We start from the raw sequence: 19,509 nt of genomic DNA, 5'->3' as shown, positions 1-19,509 counted from the left end.
ATCGCTGCGGGTTTCACGCTCTTAGATAGGGATAAAACGCAAAAGGCTCCCGTACAGGCCAACCGCCAGCGTAAGCATTGGTAACAACGCATCTAAACGATCTAATACGCCACCATGGCCGGGCAAGAGCATACTCGAATCTTTAAATCCTGCTTGCCGCTTCATCAATGATTCAAACAAATCACCCACAACGCCGACGCCAACCAGTAAGGTCAGTACCGCTAACATACCCAACCAGCCACTGACTGAGTCAACCTCAACCGCCAATGGTGAGACGCCGAAAAGCCGGATTGTACCTGCTACAACGGCGGTTATTGCAAGCACCAGCAACCAGCCGCCCAACACACCTTCCCACGTCTTGCCGGGGCTAATTAGGGGCGCCAATTTATGCCGACCAAATCGTTTTCCGGCAAAATAAGCACCACTATCGGCTAGCCATACAACAAGCAAAACAGATAAGAGAAAAGCCGGCCCTACTCTATGCGCTGCAATCAACGCATCCCAACACACTGCAAAAATAACTAAACCCGCGACCAGCAAAAGCACACGCCATAGGCCAACCGCTAAAGTAGGTTGCCGCATTAAGATAAATGGCACCACCGCGACCCAGAAAAAAGCGGCAATCCAATATAGAATCGGCCAAAATAATCCATCCCCGAAAAGCACCTGCGACGCGCTCTGCAACGTACCGTTAAGCTGCCATTGCCAGAGCGCAAGCAGGCATAACATCAAACCCACTAGCACTGCATAGCTGATACACTTCTTCGGCGTGAGCTTCAATAAACGCGCCCACTCCCAGGCCGCGAGCGTCAGTATGCCAACCACCAGCGCATTGAATAGATTGAATGTGCAGGCGGTACAAAAAATCACCGGCAGTAACACTGCCAACAATATTACAGCCGTCAGAATGCGGGTTTTTAACATGAGATCTGCTTTTCTTCGGATTCAAGTTGCGCGCTAATTCGACCAAACCGGCGCTCGCGCTGACAATACCAATCAAGCGCAAGATCAAGCGCCGACGCATCAAAATCAGGCCAAAAAATATCGGTGAAATAGAGTTCAGTATAGGCACATTGCCATAACAGGAAATTGCTTAAACGCTGCTCACCGCCGGTACGAATAAACAGATCGGGTTCTGGTGCATACGCCATGGCAAGATATTTTGAGAAATCCGCCTCGCCTATAGATTGCATGCCTTTTTCAGCGACGGCTTGCTCAGCCAGCTTATAAGCCGCTTGCGTGAGATCCCAACGGCCGCCGTAATTAGCGGCAATGGTCAGCGTCATCCGTTGATTATTGGCTGTTTTTGCCTCAGCGCCGCGCACCAGTTCTTGAATACGCGGCTCAAACTTAGTCAAATCGCCAATCACGCGCAGCCGAATGCCATTACTATGCATCTTGCCAATTTCACGCTCAAGCACACTCACAAAAAGGCGCATCAAAAATGAAATTTCATCCGTAGGTCGGCGCCAGTTTTCAGAGCTAAAAGCAAACAGAGTCAAATATGAAATATTCCGCCGCGCGCAGGCTTCAACCATTGCGCGCACGGCTTCAACGCCTTTAGTATGGCCCGCGACGCGTGGCAGTCGCCGTTGTGTCGCCCAACGGCCATTGCCATCCATAATAACGGCAATATGCCGCGGCATCTCAACCGCAACAGGCACACCCATAGTAGAGCTCGTATAGGCCATAGCTGTTTCGCAGACCTGCAGGTGCTACGCTTTAAACCTTCATAATTTCGCTCGATTTGGTTTGCACCAATTCGTCGATTTCAGCAACAAATTTATCGGTTAATTTTTGCACGTCGTCCTGCGCGCGACGTCCGCTGTCTTCTGGCACACCTTCGTCTTTAACCAATTTATCCAATTGTTCTTTTGCATCCCGGCGCAATCCTCGGACCGCGATTTTGGCAGTTTCGCCTTCGCTTTTAACCACTTTCGTAAGGTCACGGCGGCGCTCTTCGGTCAAAGCCGGCATCGGCACTCGCAATAATTCACCATGCGTAGCTGGATTCAAACCTAGGTCAGATTCACGAATGGCTTTTTCAACCACCGACACCATCTTTTTTTCCCATGGCTGAACGCCGATTGTGCGCGCATCGATAAGAGTCAAATTGGCCACCTGCGAAAGCGGCACATGAGAACCATAGTAATCCACCTGAATATGCTCAAGGAATCCCGTATGCGCGCGGCCAGTACGGATTTTTGCAAGATCATTCTTAAACGCGTCAATCGAGCGTTGCATCCTTTGCTCAACGTTTTTTTTAACCTCAGCTACACTCATTTAAAACTCCAAATCGCCGCTGTGCGGCAATATCTGACACAAGGGCCACGAATCTACACACACGGAACGCCTACACATGGACTAGCGTTCCCTCGTTCTCACCAAGCACAACACGCTTTAAGGCGCCCGGCTTGACAATCGAAAATACGCGAATAGGCAATTTTTGGTCACGGCAAAGCGCAAATGCAGTGGCATCCATCACCTGTAGGTTACGACTGATCGCTTCATCAAAGCTGATTGTCGTGTAACGGGTTGCGGTCGGCTCTTTACGTGGATCGGCTGAATAAACGCCATCTACCTTGGTTGCCTTAAGCACCACTTCAGCCCCAATCTCAGCGCCGCGCAATGCAGCTGCAGTATCAGTGGTAAAAAAGGGATTGCCCGTACCTGCGGCGAAGATGACGACCTTACCTTCTTCAAGTTGACGAATGGCGCGGGGTCGAATATAAGGCTCGACCACTTGATCCATGCGCAATGCCGATTGCACCCGACCCTCAATCCCAGCATGACGCATCGCATCTTGCAGGGCCAGCGCATTCATCATCGTGGCAAGCATCCCCATATAGTCAGCTGTCGCCCGATCCATCCCGGCAGCGCCGCCAGCGACGCCACGAAAAATATTGCCGCCGCCAATCACAATCGCGAGTTGCGTGCCAAGCTGAACAGCTTCTGCAATATCGGCCACCATACGCTCAATCGTTGTCCGATTGATACCAAAAGCATCTTCGCCCATTAAGGCTTCGCCAGATAACTTTAACAATACTCGCTTATAGCGACTGGGGGTAGAAACTGGCATAGAAGTTGACATCAAAATTCTTGAACTTACCGGGCAACTTTGCGCAGCTTAATCTAGCGAGCTGCACAAAGTTGTGTAATGGCTTTTTATACCGACTGGGCAGCAGCAACTTGCGCCGCCACTTCAGCTGCAAAATCGCCTTGGTGCTTCTCAATACCCTCGCCTGCAACGTAAATTGTAAAGCGCTTAACCGAAGCCTGAGCCGCTTTCAGCATCTGCCCGATAGTTTGCTTATCGTCTTTGACAAATGGCTGATCGAGCAGCGACACTTCTTTCAGATATTTTTGCACGCTGCCTTCAACCATTCTGGCAACAATCTCGGCTGGTTTACCAGATTCACTCGCTTTTTGTGCGGCGATTTTACGTTCTGTTTCAATCAACTCAGCAGGGACTGCATCGGCCGAAAGCGTGATCGGTTTCATTGCGGCAATATGCATCGCAAGGTCTTTACCCACCTGCTCATTAGCGCCCTCGTATTCAACCAGCACGCCAATCCGAGTACCGTGCAAATAGGCAGCCAGCTTATGTGTGCTTGGGTAGCAGACAAAACGGCGGATGGTTAAACTTTCGCCAAGCTTGCCAATCAAAGTCCGTCTCACTTCATCTACAGTCTTGTCCATCAAAGGCAAAGCTAATAGAGCCGCCACATCGGCAGGTTTTTGAGCTGCCACCAACTCAGCCACGGTTTTTGCAAAGGCTAGAAAATCATCATTTTTTGCCACAAAATCTGTTTCGCAATTGAGCTCAACCAGCGCTCCGACCTGGGTCGCGGCATCAATATATGTAGCCACGATGCCTTCCGCCGTTACACGCGCAGCAACCTTGTCCGCTTTAGTGCCCAATTTTATGCGTAACAACTCTTCAGCGCGCGTCAAATCGCCGTTAGCTTCGGTCAATGCTTTTTTACATTCCATCATTGGCGCATCTGTTTTGGCGCGCAATTTAGCTACCATACTTGCGGTAATTTCCGCCATTCTTCACTCCTGTCAAACGGGTTGATTGGGCCTGCTCCACGGCTCACCCACATAGTATTCAGTTGGGTAAGGCGGCAGGCCACACAATAGCTCTGGTTAGCACACACAAAATGTGCAAACCAGCTTTTTCAAATGACAAAAAACGGCTTACGCTTCTTCGTCAACTTCAACAAATTCATCTTCAGGGGTATCGCTGCTACGGACTGCCTCAACCAAACCCTGCAGGGCTTTTTCCCGGCCCTCAAGAATAGCGTCAGCCATACCGCGCACATAAAGTGCGACTGCTTTACTAGAATCGTCATTACCTGGAATCACGTGCTCAATGCCTTCTGGCGAATGATTGGTATCCACTACCGCGATGACGGGTACGCCGAGTTTTTTCGCTTCAGTCAGCGCAATTTTGTGGTATCCCACATCGACCACGAAAATTGCCTCTGGCATGCCGTTCATATCCTTGACACCGCCGAGCGATTTGTCCAGCTTCGCCATATTCCGTTCAAACATCAACGCTTCTTTTTTGCTCATGCGCTCAAGTTCACCCGCCTCGACCATCGCTTCCATTTCTTTAAGCTTTTTGATCGATGATTTCAACGTTTTGAAATTGGTCAACATGCCGCCCAGCCAACGACTATTGACATAAGGCATGCCAGCGCGGGTCGCTTCTTCAGCAATAATATCGCGCGACTGGCGCTTAGTTCCGACAAATAGGATGGTGCCCCGATTAGCCGCTACTTGACGCGTATATTTCAGCGCGTCTTGAAACATAGGCAAGGTTTTTTCGAGGTTGATAATATGGATTTTGTTGCGGTGGCCAAAGATATAAGGGGCCATTTTAGGGTGCCAAAAACGCGTTTGGTGACCAAAGTGGACACCCGCTTCTAACATTTGCCGCATCGTAATAGACATGAGAATTCTCCGTAAGGGTTAGGTCTAAAACCAGTCGCGATACTATTTAGCGTATTAAATAAAACTAAAAGCACCCTGGGTGCGCTGGTTTGATAATTTGGTTTACGCTGACCCCTTGCGCATCGCGCCCAATTTTTGAGCCAAATGACAAGAGTAAAGCAGAACCAATTAGGATTTTAACACTGATTTAATAAGTATCGGAGATACTTTGTAGCCAGCCCACCGGCAACGCTGTCAGCAGGCTAGCACTATCTAATATGCCCACTTGATATCAGCAAACAGGGCGCACTCTACGATTGGGCCAAACGCCAGGTCCTGCCAGATAAAAAAAAGCATGGCTGGCTTGCATTAGATGGCAGAAAATCCTGCTTTCATTCACTAGCAAAACACTTTATACTGTATAAAAAAACAGGGGTATTTGATCAAACACACAACGACACTATGCTCAAACTGACCACACGGCAACAGCAAGTTTTCAATTTGATCCGCCACGCGATTGAACACAGCGGCTTTCCCCCAACTCGGGCAGAAATTGCCGCCCAGCTTGGTTTTAGCTCAGCAAATTCCGCTGAAGAACATTTACGGGCGCTAGCCCGCAAAGGCGCGATTGAGCTCACGGCGGGGACCTCGCGTGGCATTAAACTTAAAATGGCCGCAACCCAGAGCAGGCCTCGCCAACTCACGCTGCCTGACGCTCGCCTCATGCAATTATCGCTGCCGCTGGTTGGCCGCGTCGCAGCCGGCAGCCCAATCCTCGCGCAAGAACATATTGTTCAACATTATCATTGCGATCCATCCCTGTTTGCCAGCCGGCCTGACTATTTATTGCATGTGCGCGGCCTATCGATGCGCGATGCAGGGATCCTAGATGGCGATTTACTCGCTGTACGGCGTCAGGACCAAGCCCAAAACGGTCAGATTATCATCGCACGACTCGATCATGAAGTAACCGTTAAACGCTTCAGACAGCGTGGCAAAAAAGTAGAATTAATTGCTGAGAACCCAGATTATCCTAATTTGACCATTGAGCCCGAGCAGGTGGATTTTGCCCTTGAAGGGATCGTCGTAGGTCTCATTCGACCCGGTGCATTTTAATTAAAAATGAGCCCGCCTCATCCATTATCCTAATATCAGCCAAGTTAGACCTAACCTCTATCTCTAGATTAGACGCTTGGCGCTATAATGAGCGGCACTGCGCTTTCGCCACAACTTAGTACAAAGTTGGCTTTAAGTGAGCGCTCTATTTACTGTGATTTCAGGATTTGAATAAAGATTGTGGTTGTGATGAAAAACCGTGGCATGTCCCAAAATACGATACCTCCAGGCCATCCGGACGAAGTTTTAAGTGAACCCTACCCGCTTGCGGTAAAAGGTAGCCGGCGCGTTTGCGTGGCGCCTATGATGGATTGGACTGATCGTCACTGCCGCTATTTTCATCGGCTCTTGACGCGCCATACCTGGCTCTATACCGAAATGGTCACCACCGGCGCCCTATTACATGGCAACGCCGCTCAGCACCTCGCATTTAATGAAGAGGAGCACCCGCTTGCGCTACAACTTGGCGGCAGTGACCCCGCTGAGCTTGCACGTTGCGCTAAGCTCGCTGCGGCAGCCAATTATGATGAGATCAATCTGAACTGCGGCTGTCCATCTGAGCGTGTGCAACGCGGTGCATTTGGCGCATGTTTAATGGCTGAGCCAGAATTGGTCGCCGATTGCGTGCGCGCGATGTGCGATGCCGTCTCGATCCCAGTCACGGTTAAACATCGCATTGGCATTAACGACCGGACTGACTATGCGTTTGTGCGCGATTTTATTGGCACGGTAGCCAATGCGGGCTGTCGCACTTTCATTGTACATGCGCGCAATGCCATCCTTGGCGGGCTCAGCCCAAAAGAAAACCGGACTATTCCACCCCTTCGATACGATTATGTTCATCGTTTAAAGTGCGATTTTCCTGAGCTTGAAATCATCCTGAACGGCGGGATTCAAACCATTGAACAAATGGAAGAGCAACTCGCTCATGTAGATGGCGTGATGCTAGGTCGCCAGGCCTATCATCAGCCTTGGCTGTTAGCCAGTGTTGATCAGCACTTTTACCAAGCTGCAACACCGATACTGCAGCGCGCGGAAATTGAAACGGCATTTATCGCCTATGCTGCGCAAGAACTTGAGCGCGGGACATATTTAGGCGCAATGACACGTCATATACTGGGTTTGTATCATGAGGTGCCTGGCGCTCGCAGCTGGCGACGCGTACTATCCGATCACCACAAACTTGCCACAGGTGATTTACGCATCTTCGATGAAGCGCGCAATCATGGACTTTCCCCAATCATTTGACACAGCATGCAACTCTATCACGAACTGCTACAAGATATTCTTAGCCACGGCACGCCAAAAGCAGACCGCACAGGCACAGGCACCATCAGCGTATTCGGCCGCCAACTGCGTTTTGATCTTGCCGCTGGCTTTCCGCTTCTCACCACCAAGAAAATTCATCTTAAAAGCGTGATTCACGAATTACTTTGGTTTTTAAACGGTGACACCAATATCAAATATTTAAACGATCATGGCGTAAGCATCTGGGATGAATGGGCGGATGAAAACGGCGACTTGGGTCCTGTCTACGGCCATCAATGGCGCTTCTGGCCTAAGCCGGATGGCAGCACAGTCGATCAGATTGCTCAGCTCGTCAAGCAACTCAAAGAACGGCCTCACTCACGTCGCTTATTGCTGACGGCATTAAATATCGCGGATTTTCCAGACGAATCGCAAACCCCCATCGAAAATGTCCAGGCGGGCCGCATGGCGCTCGCGCCATGCCACTGTTTAACTCAATTTTACGTCAACGATAACAAACTCAGCTGTTTACTTTACTGCCGCAGCCAAGACGTCTTTTTAGGAACGCCCTTTAACCTTGCTAGTTACGCGCTACTGACCCATATGCTTGCTCAGCAATGCGGGCTAACCGTGGGCGAGTTGATTTGGACCGGAGGCGATTGTCATCTTTATACCAATCATTTAGAGCAAGTTAAGCAACTCCTCGCTCGCGCCCCCTATCCATTGCCACAATTAAAGCTTGCCAGTAAGCCCAACGATATATTCAGCTACCGCTTTGAAGATTTTATTCTGGCCGATTATCAATGCCACCCCGCCATCAAAGCGCCCATTGCTATCTAAAATATATGACTTCGCTTTCAATTATTGTCGCTCGCGCCCGCAATGGCGTCATTGGCCGTCATAATCAACTGCCCTGGCATCTACCCGAGGATCTGGCTTTTTTTAAGCGCACCACCTTGGGCGCGCCCATCATTATGGGCCGCAAAACGCATGAATCAATCGGACGCCCCCTGCCTGGGCGGCGTAATCTTGTTGTCACACGTGATCCTAAGCGAGTCTTCGCTGGCTGCGAAACAGTCAGCAACTTAGCTCATGCCCTTGAGCTTTGCGCCAGCGCATCGGTGCCGCAAGCATTTTTAATTGGCGGAGCGCAGCTTTATGCGGAAGGACTAAACTATGCCGATCAGCTGATCATTACCGAAATCGACAAGGATTTTGACGGGGATGCCTTCTTTCCTAAACCCGACCCTCTGGTCTGGAAACAAATCACCCAGAGTCAGCATCACAGCTTACCGCCGAACGATTTTGCGTATGCGTTTGTTATTTATGAGCGCATATAGATGCAATAAAAGGCCAACTCAGAGTGCCGCAGCGCACCCTGTAAAACCTTTGCTACCCCTCAATGCCCAGCAACCGTCATCTGCTCAAGCAACACTGAGCCTGTCTCCTTAGCGCCATATATAAAGGTATCCGCACCAATCGCCACGATCTGCTGAAACATCTGTTGCAAGGTACTCGCCACGGTAATTTCCTCAACCGGATATTGAATCTCCCCACCTTCAACCCAAAATCCAGCCGCACCTCGCGAATAATCGCCCGTCACATAATTCACGCCTTGTCCCATCAATTCGGTGAGAAAAAGCCCTGTATCCAGTTTTTTTAACATCGCCGGCAAATTATCTGCTGGCTGGGTCAGCGTACTTTGGAGCGCAAGATTATGCGAGCCGCCCGCATTGCCCGTAGTCTGCATCCCTAATTTACGCGCCGAATACGTCGATAAAAAATAGCCTTGCACAATACCGTTTTGCACTATTTCACGCCGGTGCGTACGCACTCCATCCGCATCAAATGGACTGCTCCCGATTGCCCGCGGCAGATGGGGGTCTTCCAGCAAGCGAATATGTGGCGCAAAAACCTGACGGCCGAGACTATCGACTAGAAATGTCATCTTACGATACAGTGCACCACCACTCACCGCCTGCACAAAGGCGCCGATCAGGCCTGCTGCCAGCGGCGCATCAAACAACACCGGGCATTGACGCGTGCTAAGGGAGCGCGCTCTAAGCCTTGACAGCGCACGCTGAGCCGCATATTGGCCGACCTCTTCAGGAGCCGCCAGATCGCTCGCGCTACGCTTTGAGGTATACCAACTATCCCGCTGCATATGCTGAGCGCGGTCGGCAATCGGCGCACATGAAATAAAATGGCGGGAAGTCGGATAGCCCGCTAAAAAACCCTGGCTGGTCGCCAACACAGAATGCTCGTGTTGCGCAGATACGCTGGCCCCTTCCGAGTTGCTAATCCGAGCATCCGTAGCAAAGGCTGCTTGCTCGGCCCGCCGCGCGATTGCCGCCGCTTCATCTGCGCCGAGTTGCCATGGGTGATATAGATCAAGCGCCAGCGGTGAATGCTCAAGTAGCTCCTGCTCTGCCAGCCCAGCGCATTCATCCTCAGCCGTAAAGCGCGCAATATTATAGGCTGCAGCTACGGTGTCACGCAGCGCCTGCGGCATAAAATCCGAGGTACTCGCCTGGCCAGATTTTTTACCGATAAACACAGAAACAGCCACACCTTTGTCACGGTTATGCTCAATTGTTTCGACTTCGCCACAGCGTACCGTCACGGATAAACCGTCGCCTTCGGAAACGCTTGCAACCGCATCAGACGCCCCCAGCTGTTTAGCGTAGTGCAAAATATCCGAAGCGATTTCTTTTAATTGTTCTTGCGTACGCGGGAAAAAATGTGTTTTGGCGACCATATTGAATACAACTCAGCTCGGGGTGAAGAATGAAATGGAATACTATTCTGCGATTTTACATTTTTTAATTTGCGGCTGACAACCGGATAAAATGCTCCCGGTAATATTTCAGTTCATCAATTGATTCATGAATATCAGCCAGTGCCGTATGCAGCCCACGTTTATGAAAACCCTTATAAATTGCCGGCTGCCAACGGCGGCAGAGTTCCTTCACGGTGCTCACATCAAGATTACGGTAATGAAAAAGCGCCTCAAGCTCAGGCATCCATTGCGCCATAAAGCGACGATCTTGGCAGATCGAATTACCACACATCGGCGATTTGCCTGGCGGCACATAATTATTTATAAACTCACTGATCTGTCTAGCCGCTTCAGACTCGTCGATGGTGGAAGCACGCACACGCTCGATTAGACCTGAACCGCCATGAGTCTTTTGATTCCATTGATTCATCGCGCTTAAGATCAGATCCGTTTGATGAATCGCCAGCACCGGTCCATCTATCGCCGTCGTTAGATTTGAATCGGTAACCACCACCGCGATCTCAAGAATATGATCGGTTGAAGGTTGCAAACCCGTCATTTCCATATCAAGCCAGATAAGGTTAAACTCACTACGCGCAAGGCCTGTCGTATCAGCCTGAGTATTCTTAGAGACATTGGGGTTAAGCATGATCGGTATCGTTCTCTTAAAGTTTTTAGGCAGAGCAGCGCCAAATCGGCGAAAATCTCAACTTACCATTTTCGCACACTCAATCTAACGGATAGCCCCTATATGCTGACTATATTTTTTATGCTAGCGTTAATTGCGATGGTCAGTACGAAATTATGGCTTGCTGCGCGCCAAATTCGTTATGTCGCATTCCATCGCAGCGCAGTTCCTAGGCAGTTCGAGCCGACTATTTCACTGACTGCCCATCAGCGCGCGGCTGACTATACCGTGGCACGCACCCATCTTGCCAGCGCTGAAGCCGTGACCGGTGCAATCGTTCTCATTGCGCTCACCCTACTCGGCGGGCTGCAAGCATTAAGCACAACCCTTGCCGGCTTGCTTGGCCATGGTTACGCCGGACAAATTGCCCTGGTAGCCAGCGTGATCGTACTCCTTAGCTTAATTGACTTGCCTTTTGACTATATTCGTCATTTTTCGATTGAGCAACGCTTTGGTTTTAATCGGATGACAAAAACACTGTTTGTTGTCGATTCGCTCAAAGGCTTCGTACTGAGCGCTGTTTTTGGCTTGCCGCTGCTTTTTATTGTGCTGTGGCTGATGGAGCAAGCAGGTCGTTTTTGGTGGCTGTGGGCCTGGGGAGTTTGGGCTACATTTAGCCTGCTAGCGCTGATTATTTACCCGACGCTGATCGCGCCCCTGTTTAATAAATTCGAGCCCTTGCGCGACGAAACCATGCGCCGCCGGATTGAGGCGCTGCTCAAACGCTGTGGCTTTGCCGCACGAGGCTTATTTGTGATGGATGGCAGCCGCCGTTCAGCTCACGGCAATGCGTATTTCACCGGCTTTGGTAGAGCTAAACGGATTGTTTTTTTCGATACTCTGCTGGCCCGCTTATCGGGCAATGAAGTGGAGGCAGTGCTAGCGCATGAATTAGGGCATTTTAAACGGCGCCATGTGACACAACGACTTGTCATCACCTTTGCCATCAGCTTTGGATTACTGGCATTATTTGGCTGGCTGGTGCAGCACAGCTGGTTTTATAGCAGCCTGGGCGTGACGCCCGTGCTCACTACTGGCAACAATCATGGCGCAGCGCTTATTTTGTTCTTTTTGATGATGCCAGTTTTTCTTTTTTTCTTAGGTCCACTGAACAGCCTGCTTTCTCGCCGGCATGAATTTGAGGCAGATGCGTTTGCAGCCCAACAAACCAATCCTCATGAACTGGTGAGCGCACTGGTTAAGCTCTATGAGGATAATGCATCGACGTTAACTCCAGACCCGATCTATAGCACTTTCTATTACTCACACCCGCCAGCAGCACAGCGTATCGAACGGCTCTTGGCAACGACATGAGCGCTCCCCTCGAAAGTGGCGTAATTACTGCGGCCTATGGCCGCCATTATTTAATTGAGTTAGAAAATAATGGTGGCCTATTACAAGGGTTTCCGCGCGGCAAAAAAAATGACGCGGCAGTCGGCGATAAGGTCATCTGCGAACGCCGCTCAAATAATCAAGGCGTGATTCTTGAAATCCTGCCGCGTCGTAATTTACTGTATCGCTCGGATGCATTTAAATCAAAATATTTAGCGGCTAATCTTGATCAGTTGCTGATTGTGCTAGCCACCGAGCCGTACTTTAGTGAAGAAATGCTCGGTCGCGCATTGCTGGCCGCACAAACGCACGAACTGACTACGCTTATTGTATTAAATAAAACCGACTTAACCACTATGCTAGCCAGCGCACGCGCGCGACTACACTTGTATCAAAAGTTGGGGTTCGAGGTGCTTGAAGTTTCCGTTCATGCGCAACCACAAGCCACCCATGAACACCTTGCGGGCCGGCTTGCAGGCCGAGCAACACTCTTGTTAGGCCAATCAGGCATGGGTAAATCATCATTGGTGAATTTATTGGTGCCTGAAGCCCAAGCCGCAACGCGTGAGATTTCGACTGCGTTAAAGACTGGCAAGCACACGACAACGCTTACCCGGCTCTATCGATTGCCTGACGGCGGCGCTTTGATTGATTCGCCAGGTTTTCAAGAATTTGGCTTGCATCATTTATCCGAAGGGATGCTTGAGCGCGCATTTGGAGAGTTCCAACCGTTTCTTGCGGGCTGCCGTTTTTATAACTGCCGCCACTTGCATGAACCGGGTTGTGCAGTGTTGGCTGCGCTAAAAAGAGGGGAAATTGCGCCTGCACGGCATTCGCTTTATATGCAATTGCTGGCTGAAAAAGAGCGGTGAGGAAATCACCCCAACCAAACCGCAATCGTGAGCATCAGCAGCAGTAACATCCACAGTACCATTGCCCGCCAGCCAAGCCCAATCGCCGATTGCAACATCGCCGGCGTACACTCCTCACCCACGGAGATTGGCGGCTCATCGGTAGAGAGTACATCTATGCTCGACGGTTCAGCACTGGGTCCTCTTAGGCAAGCGCCTAGTGCACCACTACCGGCCGCTAACAAAACAGCATCGTTGGTCTCAGCAGGCCGCCGCACCTCGTTGCGCCAGGCATAAAGCGCATCCTCAAAATTACCGACAATCGCAAAACCAAGTGCAGTCAGCCTAGCTGGAATCCAATCAATAATAAAGAAAGCTTGCTGCGCAAAGCGGGCAAGTGGCGCATGGTGCTGATCTACCGTAGAGGATTCGGCCCATAGCCGTGCTAGGTATTCACTCACTCGATATAAAACGGCGCCGGCAGGTCCAAACGGGATCAAAAACCAAAAGAAAACGCCAAATACATGTCGATGAGACGCAATCACTGCATGACTCAACGTATGGCGAGCAATTTCACTCGCCGGCATAGCGGTCGTGTCAATACCTGTCCATTGATTGAGGATCTCACGGGCCCGCACGATGTCATGGTTATTTAAGGCCAGCTGGATGTCTGTAAAGTAATGGCTAAATTGCCTAAAGCCGAGGGTGAAATAGACAACCGCGATATTCCAGGCAAAGGCAAACACAAAGTGGATGTTATACAACACGTAATACACCAAGCCAACAGCGAGCGTCCACGGTAACACAACCGCGAGCCAGGCGAGCGCACTCCGCTTGGTTGCACCTTCTGCATCAAAGCTGTGTTTAATGGTAGTTGCATGGTAACGCAGCAACCTAGAAACAGGGTTTTGCAGCGACAATGCGCGTGCCTGTTCAAGCATAAGAGCGAGCAATATGGAGAAAAAAGTCATGCCAAAAACCACGCCTCGAGTTAAATTCTACAAATGCCATGAAATAGAAAAAGCACCCAGAGTGTTGAGCTATGGGTGCTTTTTCCGATAAGCCGAAACTTCGCTCTAGGCTGCAGGTGCCGCCGAACGATTTCTGAAGGTGAGCTTTTCTTTAATCCGAGCAGATTTGCCAGAACGCTCGCGCAGATAGTATAGCTTCGCGCGACGCACCGCACCACGGCGCTTAACAACGATGCTTGCCAACAAAGGCGAGTAAGTCTGAAAAGTCCGCTCAACGCCTTCGCCCGATGAAACTTTGCGGACAATAAACGATGAATTCAGGCCACGATTACGCTTGGCAATCACCACGCCCTCGTAAGCTTGGACACGCTTGCGGCTACCTTCAACCACATTGACATTGACAATAATAGTGTCACCCGGGGCAAAATCCGGGATCGTCTTACCGACCATCACACGCTCGATTTCTTCTTTCTCGAGCTGTTCAATTAAATGCATTACTCACTCCAAAATCATCGTACCAACGTTGTATGCACACCTTAAAATTAAGTATGGCCTTGGCAGAGGATGACGCTAAAAAATGGCGCCACATCAAATGTGACACCGCCTATCGCTTCTCTAATGCTGAATCAAGCATTAGAGATACGTTATTTGTTACCCTAAAGACTCAGGCACACGCAGATGAAAATGCGCATCGGCCAGCCAGGTTTGATCCGTTTCAGTGAGCGTTTGTTGCAAACGCGCAGCCTCAATTAAATCAGGCCGTTTTGTGAGCGTGCTCGCTAAGGCTTGCTTATGCCGCCACTTTTCAATGGCCGCATGATCGCCCCCTAATAATACCTCAGGTACATGCATGCCATTATATTCTTCTGGACGCGTGTAATGCGGACAATCGAGCAAACCATCCACAAAACTATCTTGGATCGCAGACTGCGCATCGCTCAAAACACCGGGCAACTGACGGATCACAGCATCCATCAGCGCCATCGCAGGCAATTCGCCACCAGACAGTACAAAATCACCGACGCTAATTTCTTCATCGACTTCAGTGTCGATTAATCTTTGGTCAATGCCTTCGTAGCGCCCGCATAAAAACACCAAACCCGCTTCAGCCGCCAGCCGCATTACGCCGACATGCGTTAACGGTGTTCCTTGCGGCGACAGCAGGATCACGCGAGGGGTCACGCCTATTTTAGCCTGCTGCGCTTTTGCCGCGGCAATCGCCGCCGACAGTGGCCGCGCCAACATCACCATGCCAGGGCCGCCACCGTATGGACGATCATCAACGGTCCGATGACGATCGGTGGTGAAATCACGCGGATTCCAGGTACGCAACACATAACGCTGTTGCTTTGCCGCCCGCCCTGTAATGCCCCAATCAGTAAGGGCGCGAAACATCTCAGGAAAAAGCGTAATCGCATCAAATTGCATTGCACCCTCTAATCCACACAGCCTTTGTGCCACCAGCTACTGCAACCTAGAATTTCTAGTTTAAGTAATCCAAGTCCCAATTGACAAAAATCTTGCCACCAGCCAGATCGACCTGATGAATATAGGCTCCAACGAACGGGATAAGTAGTTCATGGTTAACCGGCTCACCCGCTTGGTCCGAAGTTAAGTCAGCGATACGCAGGATCGCATGAGCACTGTTATCGATCAGATCGCTAACCGTACCCAGCATCACCCCCGCCTGATTAACAACCTCAAGCCCAATTAAATCTACCCAATAATATTCATCGTTAGTCAGCGCTGGAAAATCGGCGCGACTAATCCATACCCGCAGCCCTTTTAGGGCTTGCGCCGCCTCACGCTCATTACAGCCGGCAAGCTGTGCAACGACTGCGCCGCTGTGCACCTTGGCCGCCAGCACCGTGACACCCTGCTGGCGATCTGCTTGACGATTGGGTTTGCTACCATTGGCACCGGCGGGAGGCTCAGCCAACCACCAGCGCTGTGCGCTGCAAAGTGCTTCGCCGCCTTGATTACGCTGTGCATGCGGATAAATTTTGATCCAGCCGCCCACGCCATAAGCCCCTCCGACTATGCCTACTTCAACACAGTCATCAGGTATAGCGCTTACCGGTACAGGTGCATCCGCCATTATGAAACTTTACAGCGAGCGTATAAGCCGCAGTTCAAGCTAAACAATTTTTAAGCAACAACTTGCTTAGCGGCCTGCACTGCAAGGCGTGCCACGGCTGCCGACAACTGGGCGCCAGTCCCCTGCCAGTACGCTAGACGCTCTTGCGACAAGCGCAGGCTTTCGCCTTTAGTTTGGAGCGGATTGTAGAAACCAATACGCTCAATGAAACGGCCATCGCGGCGGTTACGCGAATCGGTAACAACGATGTTATAAAATGGGCGCTTCTTTGCGCCACCGCGTGCCAAGCGAATAATAACCATATTAGAATCCTTAAAAACCAGATGTGCGCGAATGGCAAAGGGCGTAATTATAGCCGAAGTTTCAAAAAGATTGGTTATTTGCACCCAGCTTTATATGAGCTAGGTCCATGTGGATCCCATAATCGCAAATCATCTGCTATTCATGATCGAATAAAGATAGCTGCGAACTATCACCGTGCGCGATAGGTTTGATGACCGGCCGGATGAAACGCGAACTGTCTAACTGTTCATATTGGCGGCCATTCAGTCCAAGCCGGCGGGTTGCTTTTGCAAAACGCTGTCGCAGCAGATTTGCCCACAGCCCCTGACCTTTCATGCGCTGCCCAAACTCCGCGTTATATTCTTTACCCCCATGCATCTCTTGCACCCGGTTCATGACGCGCTGGCTACGGTCTGGAAAATGAGCTTCAAGCCACTGCCGAAACAACGGAGCCACCTCCCATGGCAAACGCAGCGCAATATAGTGCGCACTTGTAGCACCTGCGCTTGCACACGCTTCTAAGACACGCTCAAGCTCCGGCTCGGTCACAAATGGAATCACTGGCGCAATCGATACCGCAACCGGGATGCCGGCTGCCGCCAGCGTACGCACCGTGCGCAGCCGCCGCTCTGGCGCCGCGGCACGCGGCTCTAAGATGCGCGCCAGCGCCGCATCAAGTGTGGTAATGGTGATCGCCACCATGGCTTGCTGGCGTTCCGCCATAGGCGCCAGCAAGTCAATATCGCGCTCGATTAATGATGATTTAGTAATCAGCCCAACTGGGTGGGCGCAAGCGTGCAGCACTTCAAGTATGCGGCGCGTAATGCGTAGCTCACGCTCGATGGGTTGATAGGCATCCGTATTGACCCCAAGGGCAATCGGTTGCGGTAGATACGCTGGCCGGGCAAGCTCGCGCTCAAGCAATTGCGGTGCATTAACTTTTGCGTATAGGCGGCTCTCGAAGTCAAGCCCAGGCGATAATCCTAGATAACTATGCGTAGGCCGAGCAAAACAATAAATACAACCGTGCTCACAGCCGCGATAAGGATTGAGCGAGACATTGAATGGGAGATCGGGCGAAGTATTATGCGTTAAGATACTTTTTGCTTGCTCGCTGAACACTTTGGTATGTAAGAGCGGGGCTGGCGCATCATTAGATGGCCAACCATCGTCAAATGGTTCGCGCTGATCTACTTCAAAGCGCCCGGGCAGATGGGTGATTGCGCCACGCCCCTTATACCAAGCAAGCGGCGAGATAAGCGGTTTAACAGAATTCATGGCAGCTCTGTTCCTAGTCATTACATACTGTATAAATATACAGTATATTTTTCTAGAAGGCTATCTATGCACATTGCCATTCTGGGAGGTGGCAGGATGGGTGCCGCATTTGGGCAGAAGATCTTTCAATTCTGCGTTATTTAAATGAGCGACGCCTGAGAATCTCTAGCACTAACGGCAAATGGTTTATCCGATGTTCAATTTTATGGCGTTGCTTAACAGTCAGCGGCAAATGGCGCATTGCCTCTGGCCATAATGCTAGGCACCGCTCAACCGTATCTTTGACAATCTGCGCCGCTAAAGCCGGACTTAAACCCAGTTGCTTGAAGAGTTCACGGTAAGTCTTCAGAGTCTGTGCGGTGAGTATTGCATCGATTTTTTTGTTGATGGCGAGAGTTGGAGTCTCATCAAAATACAGAAACACAGGAACTTGATCATAGGCTGGCGCCAATTCCGGACTGCAGCCATTACGGTAGATGAGTGAAAAATTTTTTAAATGTGCATCCGTATTGCCTAGCAGTGTATTGACGACCTGCCGACGTATATAAGCTTCAACTTGTTGCTCTCCATCTGCGGCGGCACGTAGCAGTATAGCGGCCAGTGTTTCATAATCAGCCGGTTTACCGTATTTACGTTCAGGCGCCATACTCAACACCTGACAGAAATCTTCGATATGAACACGGCCTCCGCCCGCTTTTCGGTCAAAGCGCCTGACAGCCAAAAACTCTTTTCCTAGTGATGACTGTGTTTTAACTTGCGACCTTTTATCTAGCGCGGTGATCGGAGCTAGCCAGCAATCCGCCGTTTCGATCCCAGCCACACGAGTCAGCTCCATTCCAGAAAACTCAGTATAGACCATATCGCTACGTTGTGCCGCGGGAAATTTACCGATAATCGGCTCACCGTCAATCCCCTCTTCGAAATGCATCGTATAACGCTGATTCCCGTCAAGCGCGGATAAGGCGAGCTTGAATTGCACGCCAGCGAGCGAAAAAGCATCTACAAGCGGCGCTTCGACGCCCTGAGATTGCAAGGCATTTTTTTTATTTGTATAGTGTTTTAGTTTGACACTTTCCGCTGGCAATTCAGGGCGTACAATGACCGCGCCAGGTAAATTATTGCCAGCTGCAGCCAATAATTCTAGACCGTCATTGAGGGCGATATGACGCTCGGCGGCCAGCCACTCTCGCAATACCCCTTCCGGCAATAAATTATCAAAAAAAGGGGGCAAACGGCCAAAACCGCGGGTTAAAATCGTTGCAGGTTCGGTGAGTAATTGACGCGTAAGTTGATCGTTGCCAAGAACCGTGTAAGCCAGCGATAAAGTGGGCCGATTCGGTTCCGCTAAATAGCTATCGTCTGCCAAAAATTGATAAATATCCCCAAATTGCGACAAAAAGCCAACTCGAGTTTCGTTAAGGTAGATGGCCAGGAATTTCATGAGCGAGGTTTCTCAAGCAAGAACTCAATGCCCGTTTTGGTTGTACGCGGTGATAACGCTCCCTCGCTAGCGATGAAATCCCGAGTCAACGGCGCCAAAGCTTTAGGTACCAGCATCACTTCTGCCCCTACTGCATTAGCTAACGCAATCAAGGTGGACAATTGCGCGTCCACTTCACCGCGCTCAAGCTGTGACAAGCGCTGGCGAGACCATCCTGTGTTAGCGATGATCTGCGCTGTCTTGATGCCCGCTTGCTTACGCATGGTTCGCAGATGCTGAAAAAGCTCTTTATAAGACATATAATATTGTGTCATTTAATAATTTGACACTTAATTATAAATACATTTAATGATCTATATCAACAAATCTTTATGGTGTACCCACCACTAACGGGTTTTATCTAGTTTATCTAGCAAACAGAGCGTACGAAATAATTAAAGAAAAGTACTATAAAGGCATTTTAAACAGGGGCAGGAAGATATTTCCA

General features: G+C 50.3%; 22 protein-coding genes. 6 read left to right on the top strand and 16 right to left on the bottom strand.

The features are described 5' to 3' along the window. Positions 1-21: 21 nt before the first annotated feature. From KMZ15_RS03140 to rpsB, 6 genes are all read right to left on the bottom strand, one after another. A complete protein-coding gene (locus tag KMZ15_RS03140; RefSeq protein WP_223694101.1) occupies positions 22-924 on the bottom strand; it encodes a phosphatidate cytidylyltransferase in 903 nt (300 codons plus the stop codon). Beyond that, positions 918-1,691 carry a polyprenyl diphosphate synthase gene (gene uppS, locus KMZ15_RS03135; RefSeq protein WP_223694099.1) on the bottom strand — a complete coding sequence of 258 codons (774 nt, stop codon included), beginning with the start codon at positions 1,689-1,691 and terminating at the stop codon, positions 918-920. Before uppS ends, KMZ15_RS03140 begins: the two co-directional genes overlap by 7 nt. 31 nt (positions 1,692-1,722) lie before the next feature. Next, a complete protein-coding gene (gene frr, locus KMZ15_RS03130) occupies positions 1,723-2,283 on the bottom strand; it encodes a ribosome recycling factor (RefSeq protein ID WP_223694097.1) in 561 nt (186 codons plus the stop codon). Between the two features lie 70 nt (positions 2,284-2,353). After that, positions 2,354-3,079 carry a UMP kinase gene (gene pyrH, locus KMZ15_RS03125; RefSeq protein WP_223694665.1) on the bottom strand — a complete coding sequence of 242 codons (726 nt, stop codon included), beginning with the start codon at positions 3,077-3,079 and terminating at the stop codon, positions 2,354-2,356. Between the two features lie 86 nt (positions 3,080-3,165). Further along, positions 3,166-4,053: a translation elongation factor Ts gene (gene tsf, locus KMZ15_RS03120; RefSeq protein ID WP_223694095.1), complete on the bottom strand. Its 888-nt coding sequence runs from the start codon at positions 4,051-4,053 to the stop codon at positions 3,166-3,168. Between the two features lie 147 nt (positions 4,054-4,200). Further along, complete coding sequence (gene rpsB / locus KMZ15_RS03115; protein WP_223694092.1) at positions 4,201-4,959, bottom strand: 30S ribosomal protein S2; 759 nt, start codon at positions 4,957-4,959, stop codon at positions 4,201-4,203. A 441-nt stretch (positions 4,960-5,400) separates the two neighbouring features. On the opposite strand from rpsB, the gene lexA reads away from it, so the two are divergent. The 4 genes from lexA to KMZ15_RS03095 all read left to right on the top strand — a co-directional run bounded on the left by lexA (position 5,401) and on the right by KMZ15_RS03095 (position 8,642). Beyond that, positions 5,401-6,054, top strand: coding sequence for a transcriptional repressor LexA (gene lexA, locus KMZ15_RS03110; protein ID WP_223694090.1), 654 nt, complete (start codon positions 5,401-5,403; stop codon positions 6,052-6,054). A 303-nt stretch (positions 6,055-6,357) separates the two neighbouring features. Further along, a complete protein-coding gene (gene dusA, locus KMZ15_RS03105; RefSeq protein ID WP_258134772.1) occupies positions 6,358-7,302 on the top strand; it encodes a tRNA dihydrouridine(20/20a) synthase DusA in 945 nt (314 codons plus the stop codon). A 6-nt stretch (positions 7,303-7,308) separates the two neighbouring features. Beyond that, positions 7,309-8,142 carry a thymidylate synthase gene (locus KMZ15_RS03100; protein ID WP_223694086.1) on the top strand — a complete coding sequence of 278 codons (834 nt, stop codon included), beginning with the start codon at positions 7,309-7,311 and terminating at the stop codon, positions 8,140-8,142. A gap of 5 nt (positions 8,143-8,147) precedes the next feature. Then, positions 8,148-8,642 carry a dihydrofolate reductase gene (locus KMZ15_RS03095; RefSeq protein WP_223694084.1) on the top strand — a complete coding sequence of 165 codons (495 nt, stop codon included), beginning with the start codon at positions 8,148-8,150 and terminating at the stop codon, positions 8,640-8,642. A gap of 59 nt (positions 8,643-8,701) precedes the next feature. On the opposite strand, the gene pmbA is transcribed toward KMZ15_RS03095, so the two are convergent. Then, positions 8,702-10,060 (bottom strand): metalloprotease PmbA, encoded by a 1,359-nt coding sequence (gene pmbA / locus KMZ15_RS03090; protein WP_223694081.1) that lies wholly within the window; start codon positions 10,058-10,060, stop codon positions 8,702-8,704. Between the two features lie 64 nt (positions 10,061-10,124). Then, on the bottom strand, positions 10,125-10,730 hold the full coding sequence (orn, locus tag KMZ15_RS03085) for an oligoribonuclease (protein ID WP_223694079.1): 606 nt from the start codon (positions 10,728-10,730) through the stop codon (positions 10,125-10,127). Between the two features lie 102 nt (positions 10,731-10,832). Between orn and KMZ15_RS03080 the strand changes: the two genes are divergently transcribed. Next, complete coding sequence (locus KMZ15_RS03080; protein ID WP_223694077.1) at positions 10,833-12,083, top strand: M48 family metallopeptidase; 1,251 nt, start codon at positions 10,833-10,835, stop codon at positions 12,081-12,083. Continuing rightward, complete coding sequence (rsgA, locus tag KMZ15_RS03075) at positions 12,080-12,973, top strand: ribosome small subunit-dependent GTPase A (RefSeq protein WP_223694075.1); 894 nt, start codon at positions 12,080-12,082, stop codon at positions 12,971-12,973. The genes KMZ15_RS03080 and rsgA overlap by 4 nt, the downstream gene beginning before the upstream one ends. A 5-nt stretch (positions 12,974-12,978) precedes the next feature. Here the strand turns inward: rsgA and KMZ15_RS03070 are convergent, their stop codons facing one another. From KMZ15_RS03070 to KMZ15_RS03035, 8 genes are all read right to left on the bottom strand, one after another. Next, complete coding sequence (locus KMZ15_RS03070; protein WP_223694073.1) at positions 12,979-13,923, bottom strand: CobD/CbiB family protein; 945 nt, start codon at positions 13,921-13,923, stop codon at positions 12,979-12,981. A gap of 105 nt (positions 13,924-14,028) precedes the next feature. Then, complete coding sequence (rplS, locus tag KMZ15_RS03065; protein ID WP_223694071.1) at positions 14,029-14,418, bottom strand: 50S ribosomal protein L19; 390 nt, start codon at positions 14,416-14,418, stop codon at positions 14,029-14,031. A 156-nt stretch (positions 14,419-14,574) separates the two neighbouring features. After that, positions 14,575-15,351 (bottom strand): tRNA (guanosine(37)-N1)-methyltransferase TrmD, encoded by a 777-nt coding sequence (gene trmD / locus KMZ15_RS03060; protein ID WP_223694067.1) that lies wholly within the window; start codon positions 15,349-15,351, stop codon positions 14,575-14,577. A 55-nt stretch (positions 15,352-15,406) separates the two neighbouring features. Next, positions 15,407-16,021: a ribosome maturation factor RimM gene (rimM, locus tag KMZ15_RS03055; protein WP_223694065.1), complete on the bottom strand. Its 615-nt coding sequence runs from the start codon at positions 16,019-16,021 to the stop codon at positions 15,407-15,409. A gap of 50 nt (positions 16,022-16,071) precedes the next feature. Beyond that, positions 16,072-16,323, bottom strand: a complete 252-nt coding sequence (rpsP, locus tag KMZ15_RS03050) for a 30S ribosomal protein S16 (protein ID WP_223694062.1) — start codon at positions 16,321-16,323, stop codon at positions 16,072-16,074. Positions 16,324-16,459: 136 nt separating this feature from the next. Beyond that, a complete protein-coding gene (locus tag KMZ15_RS03045) occupies positions 16,460-17,581 on the bottom strand; it encodes a PA0069 family radical SAM protein (RefSeq protein WP_223694060.1) in 1,122 nt (373 codons plus the stop codon). 136 nt (positions 17,582-17,717) lie between these two features. Continuing rightward, entirely contained in the window at positions 17,718-19,022 is a 1,305-nt protein-coding gene (locus KMZ15_RS03040) for a type II toxin-antitoxin system HipA family toxin (RefSeq protein WP_223694058.1), read from the bottom strand. Then, a complete protein-coding gene (locus KMZ15_RS03035; protein ID WP_223694056.1) occupies positions 19,019-19,321 on the bottom strand; it encodes a helix-turn-helix domain-containing protein in 303 nt (100 codons plus the stop codon). Before KMZ15_RS03035 ends, KMZ15_RS03040 begins: the two co-directional genes overlap by 4 nt. Positions 19,322-19,509 lie beyond the last annotated feature (188 nt).

The sequence above is a fragment of the Mycoavidus sp. HKI genome (assembly GCF_020023735.2).
Lineage (GTDB): Bacteria > Pseudomonadota > Gammaproteobacteria > Burkholderiales > Burkholderiaceae > Mycoavidus.
Note: the sequence above shows the minus strand (reverse complement) of the source record. Positions and strands in the feature narration are given on the sequence as shown.